The organism is Corynebacterium sp. LK10 (assembly GCF_008042455.1).
In the GTDB taxonomy this organism is placed as follows: Bacteria; Actinomycetota; Actinomycetes; order Mycobacteriales; family Mycobacteriaceae; genus Corynebacterium; species Corynebacterium jeikeium_D.
In genome coordinates, this window is record NZ_NOVT01000002.1 from 16,898 (window position 1) to 39,561 (window position 22,664).

The window sequence follows — 22,664 nt, forward strand, 5'->3', positions numbered from 1 at the left end:
GATAGTCCAGGTGAGCTTCCGACCAGATAACTCCCGTACCAACCGCGCCCATCAAGCCGAAGAGCGTGCCCGCAGTCTCGTGCAGGACGTCCTCGACCGCGAGGAGCGGGTACGCAACAATCTGGCCAGCGTTGATGTCGACCCGTGGACGATGCGTTTCGTCGTCGATGAGTCGATTTCTGAGGGCGCAATCATCACCTGGCGCAATGAGGCCACTCGTGCCCGCCGCATCATGCGCCGCTACGACATTCAACGGGGCTACCGCGAGAAGTTGCGCGAAGTTGAAAAGCGCATCGATGCCATGTTGCACCTCGCGGAGTCGCTGGAGGAGTCGTGGGACGCCGCGGCACACGCTTCAAAGAGGCTTTCCGACGCGGAGGCCCGCGATGTCGCCGCCTTTGAGCGTGAGCGCGAGCGGCAAAATGACGCGGCAGAAACTAAGCGTCAGCGCGAGGAGAAGGTCCGCAAGTTCCGTCGGAAAGCGGAAAATATCGCTACCGATGCGTGGGATGCGGGCCGTGACGCGCTAGAGAAGCTGCCGCCGCTGTCGTCTTCGTTGAAAGACATTGCGTCCAAGTTCCGTTCCCGGGGCTCGGAGGAGCAACCGCGCGAGGTACGGCGGGCAACCGCCCGCGACCTACGCAAGGAGCCCCCGCTGCCGGAGGACTAGCGCTCCTTGGACTTAGCTGCCTGAACCACTTCGGCGAGCTTGGAAATCTCCTCGCGAGAAGGCCTAATATCCGGATGCGTACGGCAGTAGTCCAGCAACAAATAGCCAGCTGTGCGAATGCGACGATGGCCGTCCCAGTGCGGAGCGGCGATTTCGGGGTCGTTGGTGGCCAGAGACGAGATGGCCTGGCGCTCACTGAGCAGCTCGTACTGGAGATCGCGACGAATATCGAGCGCCTGATTCGGAGTGCCGGTTAGCAGCGCGCCGAGAAGAGCACCCATCTGTCGATAGCAGCGCGGAATATGACGCAGGTAGTGCTTCTCAATGCTCTCGGTCGGCCAGAAGTGCAGGACAGCGAGAGCCAACGCGCAGGCGATACCGACTTCCAAAACACGATCGGTCACAATCGGTGTGAGCTCGCCAGCGACATTTCCGCCCAGCAGCAGCGCCAGCGGAGTGGTGACGATCGTCGTCAGCGCATAGTTCTTCACCACGAGAATCTCCGCGCCGAATTGGCAGGCTGCAAGCGCGATAAGTAGCGTCCAGCTGTCCAGGCCAAAGGAAAAGAGCAGCGCATAGAGGAAAATGCCGATAATCGAGCCCACCATGCGGTGAATCCCTCGAATCGAACCGGCGGTGCGGTCGGGGCCCCACTGTAGAGTCATCAATGCGCTGACCACCGCCCAGTCAGGCCGGTCAAGACCGACTAGCACGCTGATGAGACCAGCTAAGCCGCCAGTAATAGCCACCTTTGCCGCAGTCATTGACGCATGGGAATAGCGATCGAAAGAGCGGAAGATTCGGTAACTCACGCTTGGTCGTGCGAGTGGAATGGTTGTCTGTGTCTCGTCGAAGAGGTTAGGCGTGTCCACGATGTCCACAGCGCTGCCGTGCACGCCCAAGCGGCCGCGGATAGCAATCAGCCGCTGATGAGCAGCAATGACACGGTTGACCAGTTCCGTATGGGAGGGCTTGACGATTTTGCTGCCACGGATGATGCCTGCGTCGGCAAGCGATTCCCATGCGTCGGTGAGTGCAGTTTGCGCCTGGTGATGAACGGCGAACGATGTCGAGTCTGACTTTTCCATCGCCTCGATGGCTGATTCAAGGGATTGGACGGCCGCCATCTCGGGGCCGTGCGGATTCCACAACCGCGGTGCCATGCCGATGACTATCGCCGAAAGCACACCAACGGTAGCCCACATGGCGGTTTCAACCGGGTTGAAGCCAAGGCGGGCGACCATTGTGGTACCGCCTGAGACCATCACAATGAAGAATGAACCTGGTGGTGGCAGGCGCAGTGCGTTTTGGATAAAGGCCCCGACTGTAGCCAACGCCGTGGTAAAAAGTGCGATGAGCAGCAGCCATAGATTACTGCCGCCGGAAGCGATCTCACCGTGGACCACTGATCCGACAAAACTGCCGGACATAACTCCGGCGATCAGGCATAGCCCGGCGATGGCCATCACGCGCAGACGACTGCGGTAGGGGTGGCCTTCGCCATAGATGACCACGCAACCACCAGCGGCGATAAGGAGCATCTCCGAGCCATGTCCGGTGAGAAGTGCTACGGCACCCGGCAGGAATAGCGCGAGTGCTGCGCGGAGGGCACCTGGCCATCGCTGTGCACGGGAGTGGAAGGCAGTAAAAAGCTGCCATGCACTTGGTTGTGGAGGAAGCTCAACCGGTTGGCTCAATGTTGGTGAAATCTCCTTAAAACTCTAGTCTGCGACCAGCGTCTCGAGCGTGAACTCCGGGTGCTCCTTCTCAATGAAGGACAGCTTCCACTTGTCCCCGAAGAGCGCGATGAGGGCGCCGTCGGAACGCGTGAAGATCTCCACGCCGCGCTGCTTTGCCAGCTCAGGCGCGGTCTCTTCGTCCGTGCGGCGGGCGACGGAGTAGGGGATCGGCTCGGCGATGGTCTCGACGTTGTACTCGTTTTCCATGCGTGCCATCATGACCTCGAACTGCATCGGGCCGACCGCGGCCATCACCGGGGCGGCATCGCCGCGGGTATCGTTGCGCAGAATCTGCACCACGCCCTCGGCATCGAGCTGATCGACAGCTTTGCGGAACTGCTTGTACTTGCCCAGGCTCTTGGCGCGCAGGGTGCGGAAGTGCTCGGGCGCGAACTGCGGCATCGGCTTGAATTGAACCTTGCGGCCCTCGTAGATCGTGTCACCCGGCGCCAGTGAACCCGCATTGACCAGGCCGACAATGTCGCCCGGGTAAGCCGTCTCCACAGTCGAACGTGTCCGGCCGAAAACGGTCAAAGCATACTTTGTGGAGAAACTACGTCCCGACTGCGCATGCGTGACCTGCATGCCGCGGTCAAACTCGCCAGAGACAACGCGCATGAACGCCAGCTTGTCGCGGTGGTGCGTATCCATACCCGCCTGCACCTTGAACACGACGCCCGAAAAATCATCCGTCGGTTCGCGCTTTTCGACGATAGCCCCCTGGCCGCCAGCCGCTGCAGCGGCAACGGCAGCCGGGTCGGACTCGCGGGCACCAGGTGCCGGAGCCAGCTCGCAGAGAGTGTCCAGGATCTGGTGGACACCCCAGTTCAGCATGGCGGAGGCGAAAATCACCGGAGAGGTGTCGCCAGCGAGGTACATCTCCTGGTCGTGGTCAGCGCTATCGGCGGAAAGTAGCTCGGACTCCTCGGCTGCCGTCTCCCAGGCGTCGCCCTGCTCTGCGGAGGCCTCATCTGGGGTGAGGTGACGCTCAGCGGCGATAGTGGCGCCACCGGCAGTGCGCTCGAAGCCAATGAACTGCTTGGCCTGGCCGTCCTCACCACGCTCCAACAGGCCGCGGAAGTCGCCGGCCTCACCAACTGGCCAGTACAGCGGAGTCGGTTGCAGACCAATCTCCGCGACAATCTCATCCATCAACTCCAGGGGAGCCTTACCCGGGCGGTCCCACTTGTTGATGACGGTGACGATGGGAATTCCGTTGGACTTACAAACCCGGAACAGTTTCAACGTCTGAGGCTCGAGACCCTTGGCACCGTCGACAAGCATGACAGCGGCGTCGACAGCGGTGAGCACACGGTAGGTGTCCTCGGAGAAGTCAGCGTGACCAGGCGTATCGACGAGATTGATCATGTACGGCTCGCCGTCGTGCCCCTCTGGCTGGTACTCGAACTGCAGCGCGGAAGAGGCAATCGAGATGCCGCGATCCTTCTCCATGTCCATCCAGTCGGACACAGTCGACTTACGGCCGGCCTTGCCGTGGACAGCACCGGCTTCGTTAATGACATGAGCATGCAGCGCCAGCGCCTCGGTGAGCGTGGACTTACCGGCATCCGGGTGTGCGATGACGGCGAATGTGCGGCGGCGTGCGGCTTCTTCGGCGAGAGTGGTCACAGGGAAACTACGCTTTCCTTAAAAAGAAAATCGGAATAAGGGAATCGGGTTCAACCTTTCTAACTTACCGCTCCAGTGGGGTAAGGGGTCAATTGCAGTTAGAGGTTGAACAGCTCGCGCAGCGTCGTGATGACGCCTTCCTCCGCGTTCGACGGTGAGATGTCGGTGGCGCGGCGTTTGATTTCCGGGTGACCGTTGGACATGGCAAACGAACGGCCTGCGTGGTCGATGAGCTCGAGATCATTCAGGTAGTCAACGAAGCAGACAGTTTCGGCAGGAGAGACACCTAGGGCCTCCTGCAGGGCGGCGAGTGCCGTGCCCTTGTTGGTGTTGGCATCGATGAGGTCGACCCAGTGGGCACCGGAGACTACCGCGCGCAAGTGCGAGCTTTGGGAACGCAGGTAATCGGCCGATTCCTCTTCGACGGAGTAAGGATCAAAGGCGGCAATTTTGACGATGCCGTCCTCGGCGGCAGCGGCGATGACATCATCGACCTTCTGCAGCTTCAGGTAGTACTTGGCGGCCTCGTTGAACTGCAGCTGCTGAACTTCCTCCGGAATATTGAAATGCGGCGGGAAAAACTCCACGTATGCGCTGGCAGCGCCGCAGATAATAACCGACAGGGGAGTACGGCCCGCCGCCACACGGTTGTCGTTGAACTGGCGGATCGCGTGTACCAACTGAGTGACGATGTCGTGGTCGATACTGGTAACCGAAACCACCTCGCCCGCATCCGCGACATAGTTGCCGTTTTCCGCAATGATTGGGATGCGGTGTGCAATGGGGGCGAACTGGTCGGCCAGAGTTGCGTACTGGCGGCCCGACGCGGGAGCGAAGTGGACACCGCGGTCGAGCAGCTCGGTGACTACCGGCCAGAAGGACTCCGGGATTTCCTTGTCTTCATTTAGTAGAGTCCCGTCCATATCCGTGACTACAAGGCGGTATGGCGGCTGGGCGGGAGATTGCTGCTGGATATCCAGGGGTTCCGTCATGGCTCTTATTCTAACGGGTAAGTAGGGTTCAATTTTCTTCCTTGGGGTGTCTCCCAGTGTCTCCCCCGATTGGGTGAAAGCTGGACCACAATACGGGGTACCCAGTTGAGGGCGATAGCCGGTGAATAGCATGTGCGGGGTATTTTGAGGGGGAACTCATATTCATTTAAGCCAGGAGGATTTATGTCGGATTCGGCCCCCATCAAGCGCAATGACTGGAATGAGCGCATCAGCCTTGCAGAGCAGATGATCCCCCTCCTGGGGCAACTGCGCCGCAACAATGATGTCGTGACTTCAATCTTCGGCCGCCGACTGGAAAACGTTACCGAGACCGGCATCATTAAGTCGCACCGCTACGCCCGTCGCATCACCTCGCAGGAGCTGCCCCTGAGTCAGACCCTGCCGATTCTGCAGGAACTGGTGAAGATGGATCTCGGCACCGCCTCCATTGACCTGGGCGCCCTGGCTACCAGCTTCGAAGAGGAAGGCGGCGATCTGCGCGCATTCCTCGAGCGTGAGCTTGCCGACGTCATCGGTGCCGGGACACAGACCCCGAAGACCGACATTGTCCTCTACGGTTTCGGCCGCATCGGCCGCCTGCTGGCTCGCATTCTGCTGGCTCGGGAGGCACTGTTCAACGGCCCGCGCCTGCGCGCAATTGTGGTTCGCCAGAATGGTGAGGACGACATCGTCAAGCGTGCTTCGCTGCTGCGCCGTGACTCCGTCCACGGAGCATTCGACGGCACCATCTCGGTTGACCGCGAAAACAACATTATTTGGGCAAATGGCACCCCGATTCAGGTCATTTACTCCAATGACCCGGCAACTGTTGACTACACCGCCTACGACATTAACGATGCGATTGTCATTGACAACACCGGTCGTTGGCGTGACCGCGAGGGACTGTCGCAGCACCTTCAGTCCAAGGGCGTTTCCAAGGTTCTACTTACCGCGCCAGGCAAGGGCGATGTGAAGAACATCGTCTACGGAATCAACCACAACATCATTGAGGAATCTGACAACATTTTGTCGGCAGCTTCCTGTACTACCAACGGCATCACCCCGGTGCTGAAGGTCGTCAATGACAAGTGGGGTGTCGAGTTCGGTCACGTCGAGACTGTTCACTCCTTCACCAACGACCAGAACTTGATCGACAACTTCCACAAGGGTTCTCGCCGTGGCCGCGCAGCCACCCTGAACATGGTTCTCACCGAGACCGGTGCCGCAAAGGCCGTCGCCAAGGCTCTGCCGGAGTTCGAGGGCAAGCTGACCGGTAACGCCATCCGCGTTCCCACCCCGGACGTTTCCATGGCGGTGCTGAACCTGACCCTGGACACTGAGGTCGACCGCGACGAGGTCAACAACTACCTGCGCGAAGTTTCCCTGAAGTCCGTTCTGCGCCAGCAGATTGACTACATCCACTCCCCAGAAGTGGTTTCCACCGACTTCGTCGGCTCCACCCATGCTGGCATCGTTGATGGTCTGGCTACCATTGCCAACAGTAAGCACCTGGTGCTCTACGTCTGGTACGACAACGAGTTCGGTTACTCCAACCAGGTCATCCGCATTGCTGAGGAGATCGCAGGCGCTCGTCCGCGGGTCTACCCGAAGCGCAAGCACATCGACGAGCTGTAAGTCGGCGGTCCTGGGCTTGAGCTGCTGAGCCCTCGAAGGCCCTCTTCCCCCTCCTAAACCACGGGGGTTGAGGCGATGGGGAGGGCAGGGGAGGGGGGGACGGAGCTTTCGGTGCGGGAGGCCGCTATCGCCTACCGCTGGTGGACGTGGTTCTGCGCGGCTTCGGCGCGGATGCATGGGCCGGGGCGGTAGGGGATAGATGACGTTGCAGTGGCTCCGGGCAAGCCACATCACCGCGGCATTGTGCTTCTGTCCTTCACCCCGTTTACGCAGGTAGTAGTCGCGCGATGCGGGATGGCAGTTCGACGCGATCCACGCCGATCGAAACATCGCGTTTTTCAACTGTTTATTGCCGGTCCTGGTGGGAAACTCGCCGCGGACCGACGTACCCGACTGCCGGGTGGTCGGCGCGATGCCGGCGTAAGCGGCCAAGTGCGCGGCATCGGCGAAGTCCTGGCAATCGCCGATGGACAACAAGATGTTAGAGGCAGTCGTGATGCCTACGCCGGGCATCGACATCAAGACCTGGGCAAGAGGGAACGATTCAAGCATCTCCTCGACTTGTCCGGCAATCGTGTCGCGCTGTGCTTGAAGCGCTTTGATGTTCGCCGCCAGCTGGGGAATGACCAATTCTGCTGCCGCAGTGTCGGGTACCGTGACGATTCGCTCGGCAAGGGCGGCGAAAATTGCGTCAACCAGGGCAGCAGGGTCCTTCTTGGCGCGGTTGCGCATCCACTTCAGGACCCGGCCTCGACCTGCGGCGGCCAGTTTTGTCGGACCTTCGTAGTGGATGAGCGAGTCCAGCACCAGCGTGCGGGAGAGAATCTCGCCTGCAAAGACGCGCTCGAGTACGGGGCGAATCTGTGTGAGCACGCTGGGAAGGCGGTTTTTCGTTCGGGGGGAGGCGGGGGTAATTTCAGTAAATTGAGCCTGGTGTAAGCCGATAAGCATTGCCTAACCTAATGCTGTTTCAGGTGGTGTTCCCGATCGGGAATCGGCAACGGAAGCGAGGCGGCGACGATGAACGGAAAACGTGGATCGACCGGAGAACCCCTCTCCGGAGGGGGAGTCGGGGACGCGGTGGCGTCGCAGACGGATGACGGGTGGTTGGTGCACGTCGCACCGGTCGCAGCGGGTGGCCGACCATCCACCCGCGACATGCTCGTCGCCGCCGCGATCGGCGTTGCGGGGTCTCTCATCATCGTGCCCCTGACCTACCTGCAGGTGTTCGCCGGCATCGCCCACGTTTATCTCGTCGCGGCGACGCTCGGGTTGTGGTTCCTGCAGTGCGTTGTTCCCCTCATCGTCGTCCGCAAGCTTGGCGCGAGCCTCATCGCGTGCCTTGCCATGGGCGTCGTGTCCGCGGCGACCACCCCGTTCGGCGTCGCCGCAATCGGGGCGCTGATTATGGAAGGATTGCTCATCGAGCTTCCGTTCATGGTCACCCTGTACCGGCGGTGGACGCGTCCCCAGTTCGTGGCCTCGGCGATGTTGTTCTCCGCGCTGATGGGAACGATGGCCCCGCGCGCAGTCGGCGTCGACTCGCCGACCACGCCCATGACCCTGATCAGCTTCGCCGTAGCCTTGGCATCGAGCTTGGTGTTTTTGGTCCTGGGCTTTGCCGTCGCAAAGGGGCTTCGCAGCCGCGGGGTCACCCGGTGACCGGCGGAGCACCCGCGTGCGCCGGTGCGACACGCGGGACGGCCCCGGCCCGGTTACGGGTTAGTGGTGCAGGTGTGCGGCACGCCGATGGGCGATGGGCACCCGACATGGTGGATCTCTCCTTCGATTTCGGCACGATCAACGCCATCACGGGACCCGTGGGATGCGGAAAGACGAGCCTGGCCCACCTCATCGCTGGACTGATCCCCTCGCACATCCCCATCGACCATGCCGGATTCGTGCACATCGTCGATGCCGACGGCACCGAACGCCCCGTGGACGGGGACCGGGTCACCTTCGTCGGGCAAGACCCGGCGACGCAGGTGCTCACGCTCCGAGTCGTCGATGACGTGGCCATGGCCCTCGAGTTTTCCCTCGTGGAAGCCGGTATCGTCGCCAAGCGATCAGCCGAGGCTCTATCGGAGGTCGGGCTGTCAGAGCTCGCGGAGAAGGATCCGTGGGCTTTGTCGGGCGGGCAACGCCAGCGGATGGCCATCGCCGGTGCGGTGGCCAGGGCGCCGGAGGTCATGATCTTCGACGAGCCCGCGGCCCACGTCGACGAGGACGGTCGCCGGTCGCTGTTCGCCGCCATCCGTGATTTGCGGGCCCCGGGGCGCGTTATCCTGCTCATCGAGCACGACCTCCGCCCGTTCGACGGGTGGGTCGACACGGTGACGGTCCTCGATGCGGACGGGAGCGTCGCCGCCCACGGAGCGCCGGATGGCATCGCGGTGAAGGGCATTGCGACGACGGCCGCGACCGCCGGAACGCCGGACGCCAGTACGCCGGGCGCGGGGGCGCCGGACCGTCCCGATCCGGAATCGGAGGCGGATGCCGTTCCACTGCTGGCCTTGACCGGAACCCACGTGGCCCGAGGCGGGGAGAGGATCCTGAACGGGGCCGATCTGACACTGGAACGGGGCGAGATTCATGCCCTAGTCGGTGCCAACGGAGCCGGTAAGTCCACCTTGCTGGCGGTGCTGTCGGGCCAGATGAAGGCGGGAGCGGACCTCCGGATTGACGGCGCGTCCGCCCGGCGCGTGCCCGACGCCTTCGCGTCGTTGGCGTTCCAGAACCCCGAGCACCAGTTCACCCGCGCGACCGTCGCCGCGGAAATCGACTCCGCGCTGGCCGGCACGGACCCGCACGGACCACTCGGCGCCGATGAGCTGCGGAAACTGCGGGACGCCCTGTGCCCCCGGGCACTTGACCCCGTCTCGCCGTTCGTCCTGTCGGGCGGACAGAAAAGACGGTTGGGCATCTTCCTGGCGGTGGCAGCCAATCGCCGTTTGCTGCTTCTCGACGAGCCGTTGGCGCACCTGGATTCGCCGAGCTCGCGCATCGTACTGGATGCCCTAGCGGAATACGCCGGGGCCGGCGGAACCGTTGTGTTCACGTGCCACGACCGCCGTGCCGCGCGAACGTGGGCGGATCGGGCGAGCATCGTCGCCGAAGGGAAGGTCGCCTGGTCCGGTCCCGCAGCCGACGTGCCGGCTTCCCCGGAGTCGTCCCGGCGGGATCGCGCACTGCCCGCGGCCGGCGCACGGACGTCCTTGGACGAAAGCCCCTGGACCAGTGGATCCGCCGCTCGAAGGCGCGCGGGGTTGAACGCCATCACGATTGTCGCGGCGGTGATGCTCGTCCTCGTCGCCGGGCTGCTCTCCGGCGGAGACGCCGTTCTCGCCCTGACGGTGGTCGCGTTCCTCGCACTCGCTACGATCGCGGAACGCGACGTTCGGGCGACGGCGGGGAAGGTCCTTCTCGTCCTGTTAATCGGGGTGTTCTTCGGCCTGCTCGGGTGGCGCTCCGAGTTCTACGGCGGTGGGGATGCGGCGCAGGCCGTCCGCCACGGCATCCATCACGGACTGCTGCTGACGGCCGTGTTTGCGGGGACGGTCCTGGTCTCCGCGTGCATGCGCGTCGAGGAGCTTTTCGACGCCATGGTGCAACGCCTCCGGGTGCCCTACACATGGTGCACCATAGCGATTTCCGGGGTGAGCATCGCGGCGTTCCTGCGCAGCGAAATCCCCCATCTGACATGGGCGATTAGATTGCGCTCAATGCGACCGGGGCAGTCTTTCCGCTCCGGCTTCATCCGCGCGACGACGCCCGCGCGCATCGCCTTTCCCCTGTTCGTCAGCGCCGTGCGCTGCGCCGAAAAGCTGTCCCTGACCCTGGCGATGCGCAACTTCGGCCGCCATCCGCGGCGCACCTTCCGCACCGATTACCCCTGGCGAGTGCGTGACGGGTTCGTGGCCGCAGCGTCCGCCGCGGCCTTCGTCGCCGCCCTGGTGTCCGCAGTGACTTGACGGGCACCCGGAACCGGCGGGTCCCGGGCCCGCGAGCGTTTCCGAGCTTGTGCGGAGACGCGCCCCACCCAGTTTCGTCACCCTTTCAACCCTTCAGACACATCCGCCGGGTCACGCCATGCGGCCCGGTCCGCCCGGCACCGGCATGGCGCCGACAACCGAAAGAGGTACCAATGAACACGATCCGGACCATCAGCGACGTGCTTCGGGACAAGGCCGATGAGACGAAAAAGGGGATCACCTTCGTCGAGAATCGGCGGGACGTCTTCGTCCCGTATGGCCGGGTCCATGCGGAGGCGGTGGCGGCTGCGACTCGGTTGGCCGAAGCCGGCATCGGCCCCGGCGATCGCGTGATCTTCCAGGTTTCGGAGAACCGCGGGCTCATCCGGGCGTTCTGGGGCTGCGTCTACGCCGGCGCGGTTCCGGCGCTTGCGCCGCCGGTGTCGGGCCCGGTTGACGTCGACAGGGTGCGGACGCTCTCGGACATGATGCCCGGGGCCCCGATCCTGGTCGACGAACGCAGTCACACGCTGCTCACCGGCGCAAACGGTACCGTGGTCGTGGGCGAGGACCGGCTGCTCGACGTGTCCATCGTCAATGACGCTGCCGCGGAACCGGGTGCGGCGATGCCGGGTGATGCTGAATCGGACTTCTCTCAGGCGGGTGACGTGGATTCCGGGGATGGCGCCGGGGCGGTCCCCGCGTTCCCGGTGCGAGGTGGGACGGCCGGCGAAGCCCTTATCCAGTTTTCGTCCGGCTCCACGGGATCGCCAAAGGGCGTCATCGTAACCAACGAGTCCGTGCTGAACGGTCTGCGCGCGACGATCCCACGCCACGCGCACCGGTACGAGAACAAGATGCTCACGTGGCTACCTTTGACCCACAACCTTTCGCTGATTGGCTTCCACGTCTACGCCCTTTTTCGTGGGTACGACCAGGTGTTGCTGCCGGTTTCCGAGGTGGTCGCCGATCCCCCGAGGTGGTTCGAGGCCGTGACCAGGCACCGGCCGACGGTGACAGTGTGCCCGAACTTCGCATTCAAGCATTTCCTGCGCCATCTCGAGCGCCGGCCCCTCGGGGATGACCACGGTTACGACTTCTCCAACGTCCAGAAGCTGATGAGCGGTTCTGAACCCATCGACGCTCCATTGGCCCGGAAGTTCCTCGCGGCGATGTCCGCCATGGGCCTCCGGGAGGATGCCCTGACCTCCGCCTACGGAATGTCCGAAGCTTGCCTGCTGGTCACGACCCGGGACATTTACTCGGGTCTGTCCACGGTGCGACTTGATCGGACGGGCATCGCCACGGGGCAGCGTTTCGAGGACATCGAGAGCGAGTCCGGAGCTGAGTTCGTCGCCTTGGGCAAGGCCGTCCCGGGGATCTCGTTGACCATCCGCGATGACGGGGGCAGGGTCCTCGGCGACGGCACCGTCGGTGAAATCCACATCGCCGGCGCTCCGATGACCCGCGCCGCGATCACAGCAGAGGGGATCGTGGAGCACGAGCTCACCGATGACGGGGCGTTCGCAACGGGAGACATGGGCATTCTCCGCGACGGCGAGTTGTTCGTCCTCGGCCGGAAGAAGGACATCATCTTCGTCAACGGCCGGAATTACTATTCGGCTGATTTGGAAGCCGTGCTGGAGAATGCGCTTGACCGCGATGTTGCCGTTCTCGGCCGGAGCAACCCAGCCACGGGCGAAGAGGAGATCGCCGTGTTCTTGGCCAGGCGGACCCCGACCGATCGTAAGGCCGACGATGCGACCGGTGCCGGGCAATCGGACGGGGATGAACCTCCAATCGATGAACAGGCGGTGACCCGGTCCGCGACGACCGAGCTGATGCGCGTCGCCGGGGTGCCCGTCTCCCGGGTTCTGTGGGTCGACGAACTGCCCGTCGCGTCGAACGGCAAGAAGCTCCGCCGCAAGCTCGAGGCTCTGCTCTGAGGCGATGACGATGACCAATGAAACGATCGCGCCGGCCGTCGCATCTACCGCTGTGGGAGGAGCCCGCACCGGGGCCCGAGTCGCCCCCGAAAGGCTGTCGGAGTCCATCGCCGACGCCATCGGCGTGCACCTGGATTCGGCGGACGTGAAACTCCGCGACCACATCCCGAACTCCCTGACTTTCCTCCAGATGCTGCTGGCGCTGGAGGACGAGTACGGGGTCACCATCGATTACGCGGCGATGGACCCCGGGGTCACGGTCGCTGATTTGGCGGCCGTCATCGACGCCGCCCGGGGTGGCGCTGATGCCGGATCTGCCGCAGGCGCCGCTGCCGGGGCCGACCCCGCTGTAGCGACGGGTGAGTCGGATGACGGCTGTGCCGGCAAAAATGGGGCCGGTCCCGCGGATGCAGTCCCGCTCAATCCAATCCAGACCGCCTACCTGCTCGGCGCGGACGAGGACATCGAGCTTGGCGGCCAAGCGACGTACATCTACGCGGAATCCCGGCACGACTATTCGTTGCCGCAGGTGGAGGAGGCCGTGCGGACGGTCTTCGGGCGTCACGACGTGCTGTTCCATCGGCTCGACGTCGATGCCGGGGTCTTGAGCCCGACCGGCGCGTGCCTCGCCACCGTCGAGGTAGTCGAATCCGGCGACGATGTCGACGCGGCGGTGGGGGAGATCCGTCGGGACATGCGAACCGCGGCGCGATCGTCGAACGAGGACGGTCCCATGGTCGCCGCGAGGCTGCTCGCAGATGCGGGTGGGTGCAGGATGTTCATCTACTTCAACATGATCGTCATGGATGCGGGTTCGGTGTACCTGTTCTTCGACGAGCTCGAATCCCTGCTGGCCGGGGAGCCGCCGGCTCCGGCTTCTAGATATGGGGATGCCCTGGCGGCAATCTCTGCGCGCCGGCGCGACGGGAAACGGGCCGAGGACCTCGCCTATTGGGAGAAGAAGGTCGCAGATCTGCCGCGGCGCCCGGAGTTCCCGACGGCCGTGAGGGGTGACGACGATTGGTCGACCCGGCGCTTGGGCACGGTGCTCGACGCGGAGATCACCGCCAAGCTCGGCGAACGGGCCCGCCGCATTGGAGTTACCCTGTCATCGCTGGTAATGGCCGTCAACGCCGCCGTCGTCTGCAGGTGGCTGCCCGAATCCGCGTTGACGGTCAACGTGACTGTCAGCGAACGCAGCGGCCTCGCCGCGGGCACGAGGGTGATGGGAGATTTCACTTCATCGATGCTTGTCGGCGTCGACGCCGGGAGAGCCGCGACCATCGACGGGTTGGCGGAGGCAATCGACCTGGACATCCGCGAAGGGCTGTCCCACCGCTGCGTTTCCGGTGTGGAGGTGCTACAGCGATTCCTCCGGGACGCGGCCAATCAGTCCCAGGCCACCGCTCCGGTGGTGTTCACCAGCTACCTCGGCGGCGAGCGGGGAAGCGGGCGCAGCCCGGTCATCGAACGCGTCTACACGCAAACCGCGCAGGTGTGCCTCGACATCCAGGTGATGCCGGCATCGGGCGGGATGGCGTTGTCGTGGGACGTGGTCGACGATTACTTCCCTGCGGTAGATGCGATGTTCGGAGCCGTTGCGGAGGCCCTGGACGTGGTGGCGGAGGGGGGAGAGGCTCTGCCCATCCGTCATGCGGAGACGGAGAGGGCCGTCGCCCGCTACAACGATGCTGCGGGCCCGATCCACAATGACACCCTGGTTTCGCTTGTCGAAGCCGCATGCGCGGCGACTCCGGATGCGCCGGCCGTGCGCCTAGCCGCCCGGGGCATCTCGTACACCTACGCCGAGGTCTGGGCCAGGGCCGGACGCATCGCCCGCCAACTCTCGGATTCCGGCGTCGGGGCGGGGGATGCGGTGATCGTGCGCTACACCAAGCATCCCGACGACATCGTCAACATGGTCGGCGCATTGCGTGCGGGAGCCGCATTCGTGCCTGTCGACGCGGGCATGCCGGCCCAGCGACAAGAATACGTAGTGGAAGCCTCAGGTGCGGCGGGCCCGATTCTGGACACCGGCGTGATCGATGAACTGGACCAAAGCGGAGTAGAGGGCGTCGGCAAGCCCGCAGCCGCGGAAGTCTGCGACCGCGCGGGCAGCGCGGGTGCGCACTCTTCGCCCGGCACTGCCCCTGACGACCTTGCCTATGTCATCTTCACCTCGGGGACCACGGGCCGGCCAAAGGGTGTGCGGATCAGTCATCGCAACTGTGTCAACACCATCCTCGACGTGAACCGGCGGTATGGGGTCACCTCCGCTGATTGCATCATCGGATTGTCGTCGCTGGGATTCGACCTGTCGGTCTACGACGTGTTCGGTGCGTTCGCGGCAGGCGCGACGGTGACGATGGTCGGAGACGAACGCAACGCCGATGAAATCCTCGACGTCTTGCGGGAAGAGCGGGTCACGCTGTGGAACTCCGCGCCCGCCCTGTTGGAGCTCGCCCTGGTCCGGGCGACGGACGACGACGTGTTCCCGGATGTGCGCACCGTATTGCTCAGCGGCGATCGCATCGCAGCGGGGCTTCCGGCGCGCGCCATGGACATGTTCCCGAACGCGTCGATTAATAGCCTGGGCGGTGCGACCGAAGGAAGTATTTGGTCCATCCAGTACCCGCTGCAACGCGACAGCCTGGAAAACCGCATTCCCTACGGGTACCCGCTGGCGAACCAGGGCATCCACGTGCTCGCGCCCGACGGGGTGCATTGCCCCGTCGGGGTGCCGGGGGAAATCCACATCAGCGGCCTCGGCGTCGCGCAGGGGTATGCGGCCGATCCGGAGCGGACCGCTGCCGCCTTCGGGTATGTCCCAGGCATCGGTCGCTGCTACCGGACCGGAGACGTGGGCATGTTCAACGCGGAGGGTTTTGTGGAATTTCTCGGCCGCCGCGATCGTCAGGTGAAAATCGCGGGCTTCCGCGTCGAACTCGGAGAAATCGAATCGGTCCTCGAGCGGTCCGGCCTGGTGACCGCGTCGATGGCGGCCGTCGTCGAATCGGGCGATCGGGGACTACTGGCGTGCCTCTACGTTCCGGTGGACGATATGACCGGCTCGCGGGATGCCGTCCGGGCCGAGCTTGCCCGCTGCTTGCCAGCGTACATGGTACCGACGGTCCTGCTGCCGGTGGCGCATCTGCCCGTTACCGTCAACGGGAAACTGGATCAGGAGGAAATTCGTAGGCACGTCGGCGCCGCGGGCGGCGGGGCAACGGCCGATGGCGAGGTCGCCGGGGCGGGGGCCGGAGCCGTGGGCTCGGCTGGTTCCGTCGCCGACCCCGGGGCGATCGAGTTGGTGTCCGGAGTCTTCGACGAGATTCTCGGGGAAGCCCCGTCGACGGGTGCCGCGGATCCGGCGTGCGGCGCGGGAGAGTCCTTCTTCCGCCGCGGCGGCGATTCCCTGCAATTCCAGGTTATGATGCGCGCGATCCGGCAGAAGACGGGAGTCCGGCTCCGTTTCCGCGACGTCATCGAAGACCCGACCATCGCGCACATCGCCGGCCTTGTCTCAGATGCCATGCGGGAGTCCGGGGCCGAGTCTGAAGCCGTCTCCGAGGCAGTGCCTTCCCCCGATTGTGCCGTCGGTGCCGGTTCAGCCGCAGGAGGCGCCCGAGAATGCCCCGCGAGTGCCCACGGAAAGGATCCGGTGGAACAATTCGGGGATGACCCCCACGCGCCGTTCCCCTTGACTGACATGCAGAAGGCCTACTACGTTGGCCGGAACTCTGGGTTCGAGCTGGGCGGCGTCACCGAGCACTACTACATCGAATCCGTCACCGAACCCGGTACCGACATCGATCGCCTGGAAGACGCCCTCGACAAGCTAATCCGCAGGCATCCGATGCTGCGCGTCGTGTTCACCGCACAAGCCACGCAGCGGATCCTGCCGGAGGTTCCGCGCTACCGTATTGATGTCGCCGACTACCGGACCGCCGATGAGGCGACCGTGGTCGAGGCGGTGCGGCGCAAGCGCGATGAGCTGAGCCACCAGGTATTCGATCTGGGCAGCTGGCCCTTGTTCCATCTGTCGGCGTTCGCGCTCCCGGACGGGCGGCACCGCCTGTTCTTCAGCGTGGACATGATCATCGGAGACGGGGCGAGCCAGCGGATTTTCATCGACGACCTGGACAAGCTGTACCGAGGAACGGAGCTTCCGCCCGTCACTGGCGACTACCGCACGTACGTCTTGGAGATGAAGCGTCGGGAAGCTTCGGCGGTCGGGCGGGGCGAAGAGACGTTGACTCGGACGGTGGTCGAGGAATTCCCGCCCGGCAACACCCTTCCATCAAGCGGTGCGGCCGCGGACGTGGATGTGCCGCGGATGCGTCGCCTGTCGTACACGTTCACCGCTGAGGAAACCGCACTGTTGCGGGAAAGGGCCAGCGCCGCCGACGGCAGCGTGTCCGCACTGCTTCTCGCCTGCTATGCGACGAGCCTGTCGCTGTGGTCGAAGGGGGATTCGGTCGGCATCAACATCACCACGTACAACCGTGATTCCGAAATCGCCGACGTCGCCGGCGTCTTCGGTGATTTCACCGGCGTCATTCTGATGCCTGTAAAAGCGGCCGCCGACCATGATCTCCGTTGGTGGACGGCGGAACTGCGCAACCGGCTGCTCGGGCACATGGCGGCCGGGTACTCCGGGGTGTCGTTGCTCGGCACCATCGCGCGCCACCGGGGTCTGCCCGTCGGACAGGCCATAGCGCCGTTCGTGTACACCTCGTTGCTGTTCGGCGAGGGGGCCGCGGCAGGCGATGGCTCGGGCAAGGATGCCCACGTCCTGGGAGACGTCGATTACGCCATCTCCCAGACTCCGCAGGTGCTGTTGGACAACCAGGTGATGGAGGTCGACGGGCGTATCAACGTCGCCTGGGATTTCGTCGAGCAGATCCTGAAACCGGAACTGGTGGAGGACATCTTCGACCATTACATCAGGTCGGTGTCGGGCTTCGCCGGGGGCTGCTCCGAAGCGGCGCCGCTGAGCGTCGGCCAGGTTCGGCACCTGCGCCTGGCGGTCGGGGGCACTTCTTCCGGCGGTGGGGTGATCGACGACGGCGTCGCGGGCGTGTTATCGGCAGAGCGCGACAGGGCGGGCGCGATCTCGAGGATCGCATCCGGGGACCTGATGGGCCGAGTTCGCGGATACCTGACGGTCATCACTGGGATAGTCCGGGCCGACCTCGGCGGCGCCGAAGCCGGCGCGGACGACAACCTGTTCCTCCTCGGCTACGACTCCCTGGGATTCGTGAAACTGATGCAGCGGATCCAGGACATCACCGGGGCGTCGGTGCCGCTCGCGGAAGCGCTGGCCAAGCCGACGCCACGTGGCGTGGCAGAGCTCGTCGGCCAGTCGACGGCCACGCCGACCGACCGGCGGGACGCGGATGACCCCGGCGCGTCGGCCACGGACCGTTCGCTGGTTCTATTGCGCAGCGGTGATGAGGCGCGCCCGATCTTCCTCGTCCACGGCGGATTCGGCACCGTCGACATCTACCGAGACCTGGCACTCGCGATCCCCGGTGGCGGGCAGGTGTGGGGTGTCGGCTTCGCGGAGTTCGAGAGACCATTCCCCCACGCTATCGGCATCGGCGATATCGCGGCCCACTACTCGGGCCGGGTCCGCGAGGTGCTCGTCGACGGTGCCGCCCCTGCGATCGTTGGATGGAGCCTCGGCGGCACCATCGCGGCCGAGATGGCGCTCCGTTTGGCCGATCTCGATCCTGCGCTGGTGTTTCTCGACAGCCTGGCTCCGGGGATCGCGGTCGACGTCGGGGATTTCGACGCGGAATCCGAAAAGGGGCTGCTGTCCCGGGTGATGCCCTCGATCGCCGATCTCCCGCACGGAACGCCGGTTGCCCGCCTCTGGGCGGAGTTCGGCGGGGTCGACGAGACCGATGAGGAACGAGGGGCCCGCCTGCGTGCCCTGGCCGCAGCGGTCGCACCGACGCTCCTGGAGGACCTTGGGCTTTCCGGCGACCGGGTGACAGCGACGGAGTTCAACTCGCTGCGCTCGCTCATCGATGCCCGCACTCGGTACCGGCCCGAGGGGCGGGTGAGGGAGGCGCTGTTCGTTTTCCCCGATGACGGCGAGGCTCACAACCACGACCAGTGGCGGGACCACCTCGTCGATGACCTCTGCGTCGCCGGCGTCGCGGGAAACCACTATTCGTTCGTCCTCGGAGAGGATGCCGCGCTGACTGGGGCTCTCATCGGGGAGTACATCGAACACCGGCGCCGGGCGCCGGAAACGGACGACAGGGCAGTGGACCCGTCGTCCGATGGAATCGACCGGTCGCGGGACCGGGGAAACGAGATGGAAAGTGACTGATCGACGAAACGGCGGGGAAGCACGGGACCGCGACGCGGGCGAACCTGTGAAAGTGCTGGTGGCCGGAGGTACCGGCGTCACCGGACGGCTCGTCCGGGGGATGCTCGGCGCCGTCGACGGGATCGAGCTGGCCTACACTTCCCGAAAGAAACCGGACGATGGCCCGGGGCGGCACTTCCCGCTGAGGATCGCCGCCGGCCACAACGAGATCTGCAGGGTATTCCGCAAACACGATTGGGTGGTCAACTGCACCGGCCCGTTCGAGGTGCACGCAGACTCACTCGCCCGTGCTTGCATTGACTCAGGCACCGGATACATCGACGTCAACGATTCGATCGACGCCCGCCGCGCAATCATGGCCCTCGACGGGGATGCCCGGCGGGAGGGGGTTCCCGTGCTCACCGGGTTCGGCCTGTGCCCGGGCTTGTCGACGGCACTGTTGATTCTCGGGGCCCGCGCTGCGGGGGTCGAAGAGGTCCGCGATGTGCGGGTCGATCTGAGAATCGGCGCCGACCAGGAATCCGGGGCCGCGTCGGTCGAGTCGATGTTCCGGACCATTCGCGGCGGATACCGCGCGATGCTCGGCGGCGCCATTGTCGAAGTGCGGCGCAACCCGGTGTCGTCGCAAAGCGGAATCGGCTACGAATGCCCGGACGTCGACGTCGTACGCGAGGTGTGCCCTTCGATCCGTGGATATTCCTACCACGTCGCCTTCGATGCCCTCCCCGATGCGTTGGTGGAGAAGATCTGCACGTCGAGACTGTACGCGATGCCCGTTGTCTCCGGTCTGCTCGCCCGTCTCGGGGCGGCCGTGACATCGCGGAAGGCGCGGGCGAAGGGCACTCCGCAACCCGCCGAGCTGGTCGCCGCACTGTCGTCCGCCGGCGCGGGCGATGCGGGGCCGTCGGCCGAGACGACCGTCGTCCGGGCGACTGGCCCGGGTTCCTACAAAATGACCGCGGCGATTGCTGCCGCCACCGTTGTGGCGGTCGCGGGGAAGCCGGTCGCGCCGGGGTGCCGGGATCTCGTCGGCCACCCCCGGCTCCTCGAACCGGTCCTCGCCTTCGCCCGCGATGCGGGCATTCATATCGAGGTGCCGCATGACAACCCGACCACGGGGCCGCTGCCGACAGCGGCCCACTGCGATACCAAAGAAAAGGGGAAACGATGATGGATCAAGCTGAACGAGGTGCGGCGATCGTCGTCCGCGACCTCACGAAGAGCTACCCGATTGCGGGCAAAGCGGGCACCCCGCCCGAAGGAGGGGCAGGTGCCCCGCCGGACGGCGGGCGCAAGGGAAAGCGCGGTGCCCGGATGCGCAAGCATGTGCTCGACGGCGTGAGTTTCACCGTGCCCGCCGGGGCGATTGTGTCGTTCCTCGGCCACAACGGCGCAGGCAAGACCACCCTCATCCGAATCCTGTCGACGCTCATCACCGCAGACTCCGGCGAGGTGAGCATCTTCTCGCGCGATGTGAAAGAGGATCCGGCGGGCGTGCGCGCTGACATTGCCACCACCGGCCAATTCGCGGCGATCGACGAGAACCTCACCGGCCGGGAGAACCTGGAGTTCTTCGGGCGGCTGCGCGGACTCGACCGCGCCGCCGCGGCCGCCCGCGCGACGGAACTGCTCGCGCAATTCTCGCTCGCAGACAGTGCCTCGACGTTGGCGTCGGCCTATTCGGGTGGCATGCGGCGCCGCCTCGACATCGCCGCGTCGCTGTGCGTCGTGCCCAGGCTGTTGTTCCTCGACGAACCCACGACGGGGCTGGACCCGGTCAGCCGCGAAGAGCTGTGGGGCTTCATCCGGCAGCTGCGGGACGACGGAATGACCCTGGTGCTGACCACCCAGTACCTGGAAGAGGCGGAGGCGCTGGCCGACCACGTCCATCTGCTCAAGGATCGCCGCATCGTCGCCAGCGGAACGCCGGAGGAATTGCGCCGCGACTTCGGGTCGCACGTGCTCCGCGTGTCCTTCGCCACCGCCGCCGAGGCGGAGGTGTTCGCCCGCTGCCTCGGGGGAACGTTCCTGGACGGCGTCCGCGTCGCGGGGAAGTCGGTGTCCCTCGACGTCGACCCCGGACCGCGGGTCCTCGAGGCGGTGGCGCAGGCGATGGAGGCCTCGGAAGCGTCGCCGGATTCGCTGAGCGTGTCGCCGCCCACCCTCAACGAGGTGTTCATATCGATGAACGCGGGGGGTGCGGCGCGATGAGTGCGACGTCGGTCGCGGCGTTCCTCCGCCGGGATCTGCTGCTGTTGCGGCGCAACACCGCGTCGCTGATTTCCATGTTCGTAGTTCCGCCCCTCTTCCTGCTGTGCCTGTACGCGGTGTTTGGGTACTCGGCGGGGCAATCCGGCTTCGGGTACCTGCGTTTCGTGCTCGGCGGCTGCCTGTTCCAGGCGGCGATGTTCACCGCCGCGGCGTCGGCGATGGCGGTGGGACAGGACGTCGAATCCGGGCTCGTTGACCGCGTGCGCGTGTTGCCCGGGGCCACAGGCGGCTATGTCGCCGGCAGGCTCGCCACCGATGTGCTGCGGATGTCCGCGTCGATCGCGGCGCTGCTGGTCGTCGCGTGGTCCTGCGGCCTCGACATGGCTGTCGGTGACGTCGCGTGGACTGTCCTGTGGTCGCTGCTCGCCGCGGCGTTCCTGTCCCTGGTCACGGACGGGGTGATCCTGATGGTGCCCGCCCCGGTGTCGACGGCCTCATCGATTCAGGCGCTGGAAATGCTGCTGCTCATGTTCTCCACCGCGTTCATTCCGGCGACCGCTTTGGACGGCTCCCTTCGCGACGTCGTGCGCCACATGCCTTTTTCGCCGGTGATCGAGGTGATTAGGGCGGCGTCCCCGGACGCCTTCCCGGATCGCGCCGGGGAAGAGGCCGCCCTGTGGCTCGGTGTCGCGGCGGTCGCCGGAATCGTCCTGTTCATCCGCCGGTTCACCTCGAGGAGCGAATCATGATCGGCCCCATCTTCGTGCATCTGCGGCGCATCGCCCACATTTGGCTGCGGCGCCCCGACTTCTGGTTCATGACGTTCATTGCTCCGCTCGTGTACCTGTTCATCGTCAACTGCATGTTCGGTGGCCTGGTCAGGCAGCTCACCGGAGAGTTCGAACTCCGGAACGCGGTCATCCTGGTCGTGACGGCGTGGGCGTTCATCCTGGCCATCACGGGATCGTCCACCGTGTTCGTTGAACGCAGCAATGGCTTCCACGAGCGGTTAATCACCATGCCGTCACCGTACGCGGCCGTGCCGGCCGCACGGATCATTGCCGAGTTCATCCGGATCATGGCGATGACGGCCGTCGTCGCGGCGGTGGCCGCCTTGCTTTCCGACGACCCCCCGGAGGTGTCCTGGTGGTGGAGGATCGCGGTGACCGGCGCGATGGTTGCCGCGGCGGCCGCATGCACCGGCACGTACATCGCGTTCTCCATCACCAGCCCCCAGGGTTCTGTGGCCCTCATCCCGTTAATCATCGTTGCGATGTTCGTCAACACGGTGCTCATGCCTGCCGACCACTTCCGTCCCCTCCTGCGCGGAATCGCCGGGCACACCCCCGTATCCGCGGCCGGCGAGGCCGTCAACGGCACCGGGGCTGCGGGTCTGGTGGTCTGCGCGGCCTGGTTCTTAGGCATCGCCGTGCTCGCGGCGTGGGGCATCGCCGTGAAAACGAGGCCGGGGGAGTCTGCATGACGGGCACGTCCACGGGGGCATCGCCGCCGACGACGGCCCGCGAAC

Annotated in this window: 13 protein-coding genes and 1 pseudogene; 10 read left to right on the plus strand and 4 right to left on the minus strand. The window is 65.0% G+C overall.

Translation table 11 applies throughout. The features are described from left to right. Positions 1-10 precede the first annotated feature (10 nt). Positions 11-670: a hypothetical protein gene (locus CHU70_RS00105; protein ID WP_070595382.1), complete on the plus strand. Its 660-nt coding sequence runs from the start codon at positions 11-13 to the stop codon at positions 668-670. Here the strand turns inward: CHU70_RS00105 and CHU70_RS00110 are convergent. The 3 genes from CHU70_RS00110 to CHU70_RS00120 all read right to left on the minus strand — a co-directional run bounded on the left by CHU70_RS00110 (position 667) and on the right by CHU70_RS00120 (position 5,030). After that, positions 667-2,367, minus strand: coding sequence for an FUSC family protein (locus tag CHU70_RS00110; RefSeq protein WP_147719307.1), 1,701 nt, complete (start codon positions 2,365-2,367; stop codon positions 667-669). The two genes, CHU70_RS00105 and CHU70_RS00110, sit on opposite strands and share 4 nt — an antisense overlap. 24 nt (positions 2,368-2,391) lie before the next feature. Then, the gene (locus CHU70_RS00115; protein ID WP_147719308.1) at positions 2,392-4,038 is read right to left on the minus strand and encodes a peptide chain release factor 3; all 1,647 of its coding nucleotides are present in this window, start codon (positions 4,036-4,038) and stop codon (positions 2,392-2,394) included. 98 nt (positions 4,039-4,136) lie between these two features. Further along, entirely contained in the window at positions 4,137-5,030 is an 894-nt protein-coding gene (locus CHU70_RS00120; RefSeq protein WP_049172207.1) for a Cof-type HAD-IIB family hydrolase, read from the minus strand. Between the two features lie 183 nt (positions 5,031-5,213). Between CHU70_RS00120 and CHU70_RS00125 the strand changes: the two genes are divergently transcribed. Next, positions 5,214-6,665, plus strand: coding sequence for a glyceraldehyde-3-phosphate dehydrogenase (locus CHU70_RS00125; protein WP_070866487.1), 1,452 nt, complete (start codon positions 5,214-5,216; stop codon positions 6,663-6,665). A 333-nt stretch (positions 6,666-6,998) separates the two neighbouring features. Here the strand turns inward: CHU70_RS00125 and CHU70_RS00130 are convergent. After that, positions 6,999-7,616: pseudogene (locus CHU70_RS00130) on the minus strand (transposase); the annotation flags it as partial. 129 nt (positions 7,617-7,745) lie between these two features. Between CHU70_RS00130 and CHU70_RS00135 the strand changes: the two are divergent. The 8 genes from CHU70_RS00135 (at position 7,746) to CHU70_RS00170 (ending at position 22,619) form a co-directional block, all read left to right on the plus strand. Next, positions 7,746-8,327, plus strand: a complete 582-nt coding sequence (locus tag CHU70_RS00135) for an ECF transporter S component (protein ID WP_242451335.1) — start codon at positions 7,746-7,748, stop codon at positions 8,325-8,327. A gap of 107 nt (positions 8,328-8,434) precedes the next feature. Continuing rightward, the gene (locus CHU70_RS00140) at positions 8,435-10,636 is read left to right on the plus strand and encodes an ATP-binding cassette domain-containing protein (protein WP_242451336.1); all 2,202 of its coding nucleotides are present in this window, start codon (positions 8,435-8,437) and stop codon (positions 10,634-10,636) included. A 173-nt stretch (positions 10,637-10,809) separates the two neighbouring features. Further along, positions 10,810-12,582 carry an AMP-binding protein gene (locus CHU70_RS00145; RefSeq protein WP_070855983.1) on the plus strand — a complete coding sequence of 591 codons (1,773 nt, stop codon included), beginning with the start codon at positions 10,810-10,812 and terminating at the stop codon, positions 12,580-12,582. A 10-nt stretch (positions 12,583-12,592) separates the two neighbouring features. Continuing rightward, entirely contained in the window at positions 12,593-18,925 is a 6,333-nt protein-coding gene (locus tag CHU70_RS00150) for a non-ribosomal peptide synthetase (RefSeq protein WP_147739736.1), read from the plus strand. Next, positions 18,918-20,096 carry a saccharopine dehydrogenase gene (locus tag CHU70_RS00155; RefSeq protein WP_242451337.1) on the plus strand — a complete coding sequence of 393 codons (1,179 nt, stop codon included), beginning with the start codon at positions 18,918-18,920 and terminating at the stop codon, positions 20,094-20,096. Before CHU70_RS00150 ends, CHU70_RS00155 begins: the two co-directional genes overlap by 8 nt. Further along, on the plus strand, positions 20,093-21,136 hold the full coding sequence (locus CHU70_RS00160; protein ID WP_147719313.1) for an ATP-binding cassette domain-containing protein: 1,044 nt from the start codon (positions 20,093-20,095) through the stop codon (positions 21,134-21,136). The genes CHU70_RS00155 and CHU70_RS00160 overlap by 4 nt, the downstream gene beginning before the upstream one ends. Beyond that, complete coding sequence (locus CHU70_RS00165; protein WP_147719314.1) at positions 21,133-21,885, plus strand: ABC transporter permease; 753 nt, start codon at positions 21,133-21,135, stop codon at positions 21,883-21,885. Before CHU70_RS00160 ends, CHU70_RS00165 begins: the two co-directional genes overlap by 4 nt. After that, positions 21,882-22,619, plus strand: a complete 738-nt coding sequence (locus tag CHU70_RS00170; RefSeq protein WP_070767194.1) for an ABC transporter permease — start codon at positions 21,882-21,884, stop codon at positions 22,617-22,619. The genes CHU70_RS00165 and CHU70_RS00170 overlap by 4 nt, the downstream gene beginning before the upstream one ends. Positions 22,620-22,664 lie beyond the last annotated feature (45 nt).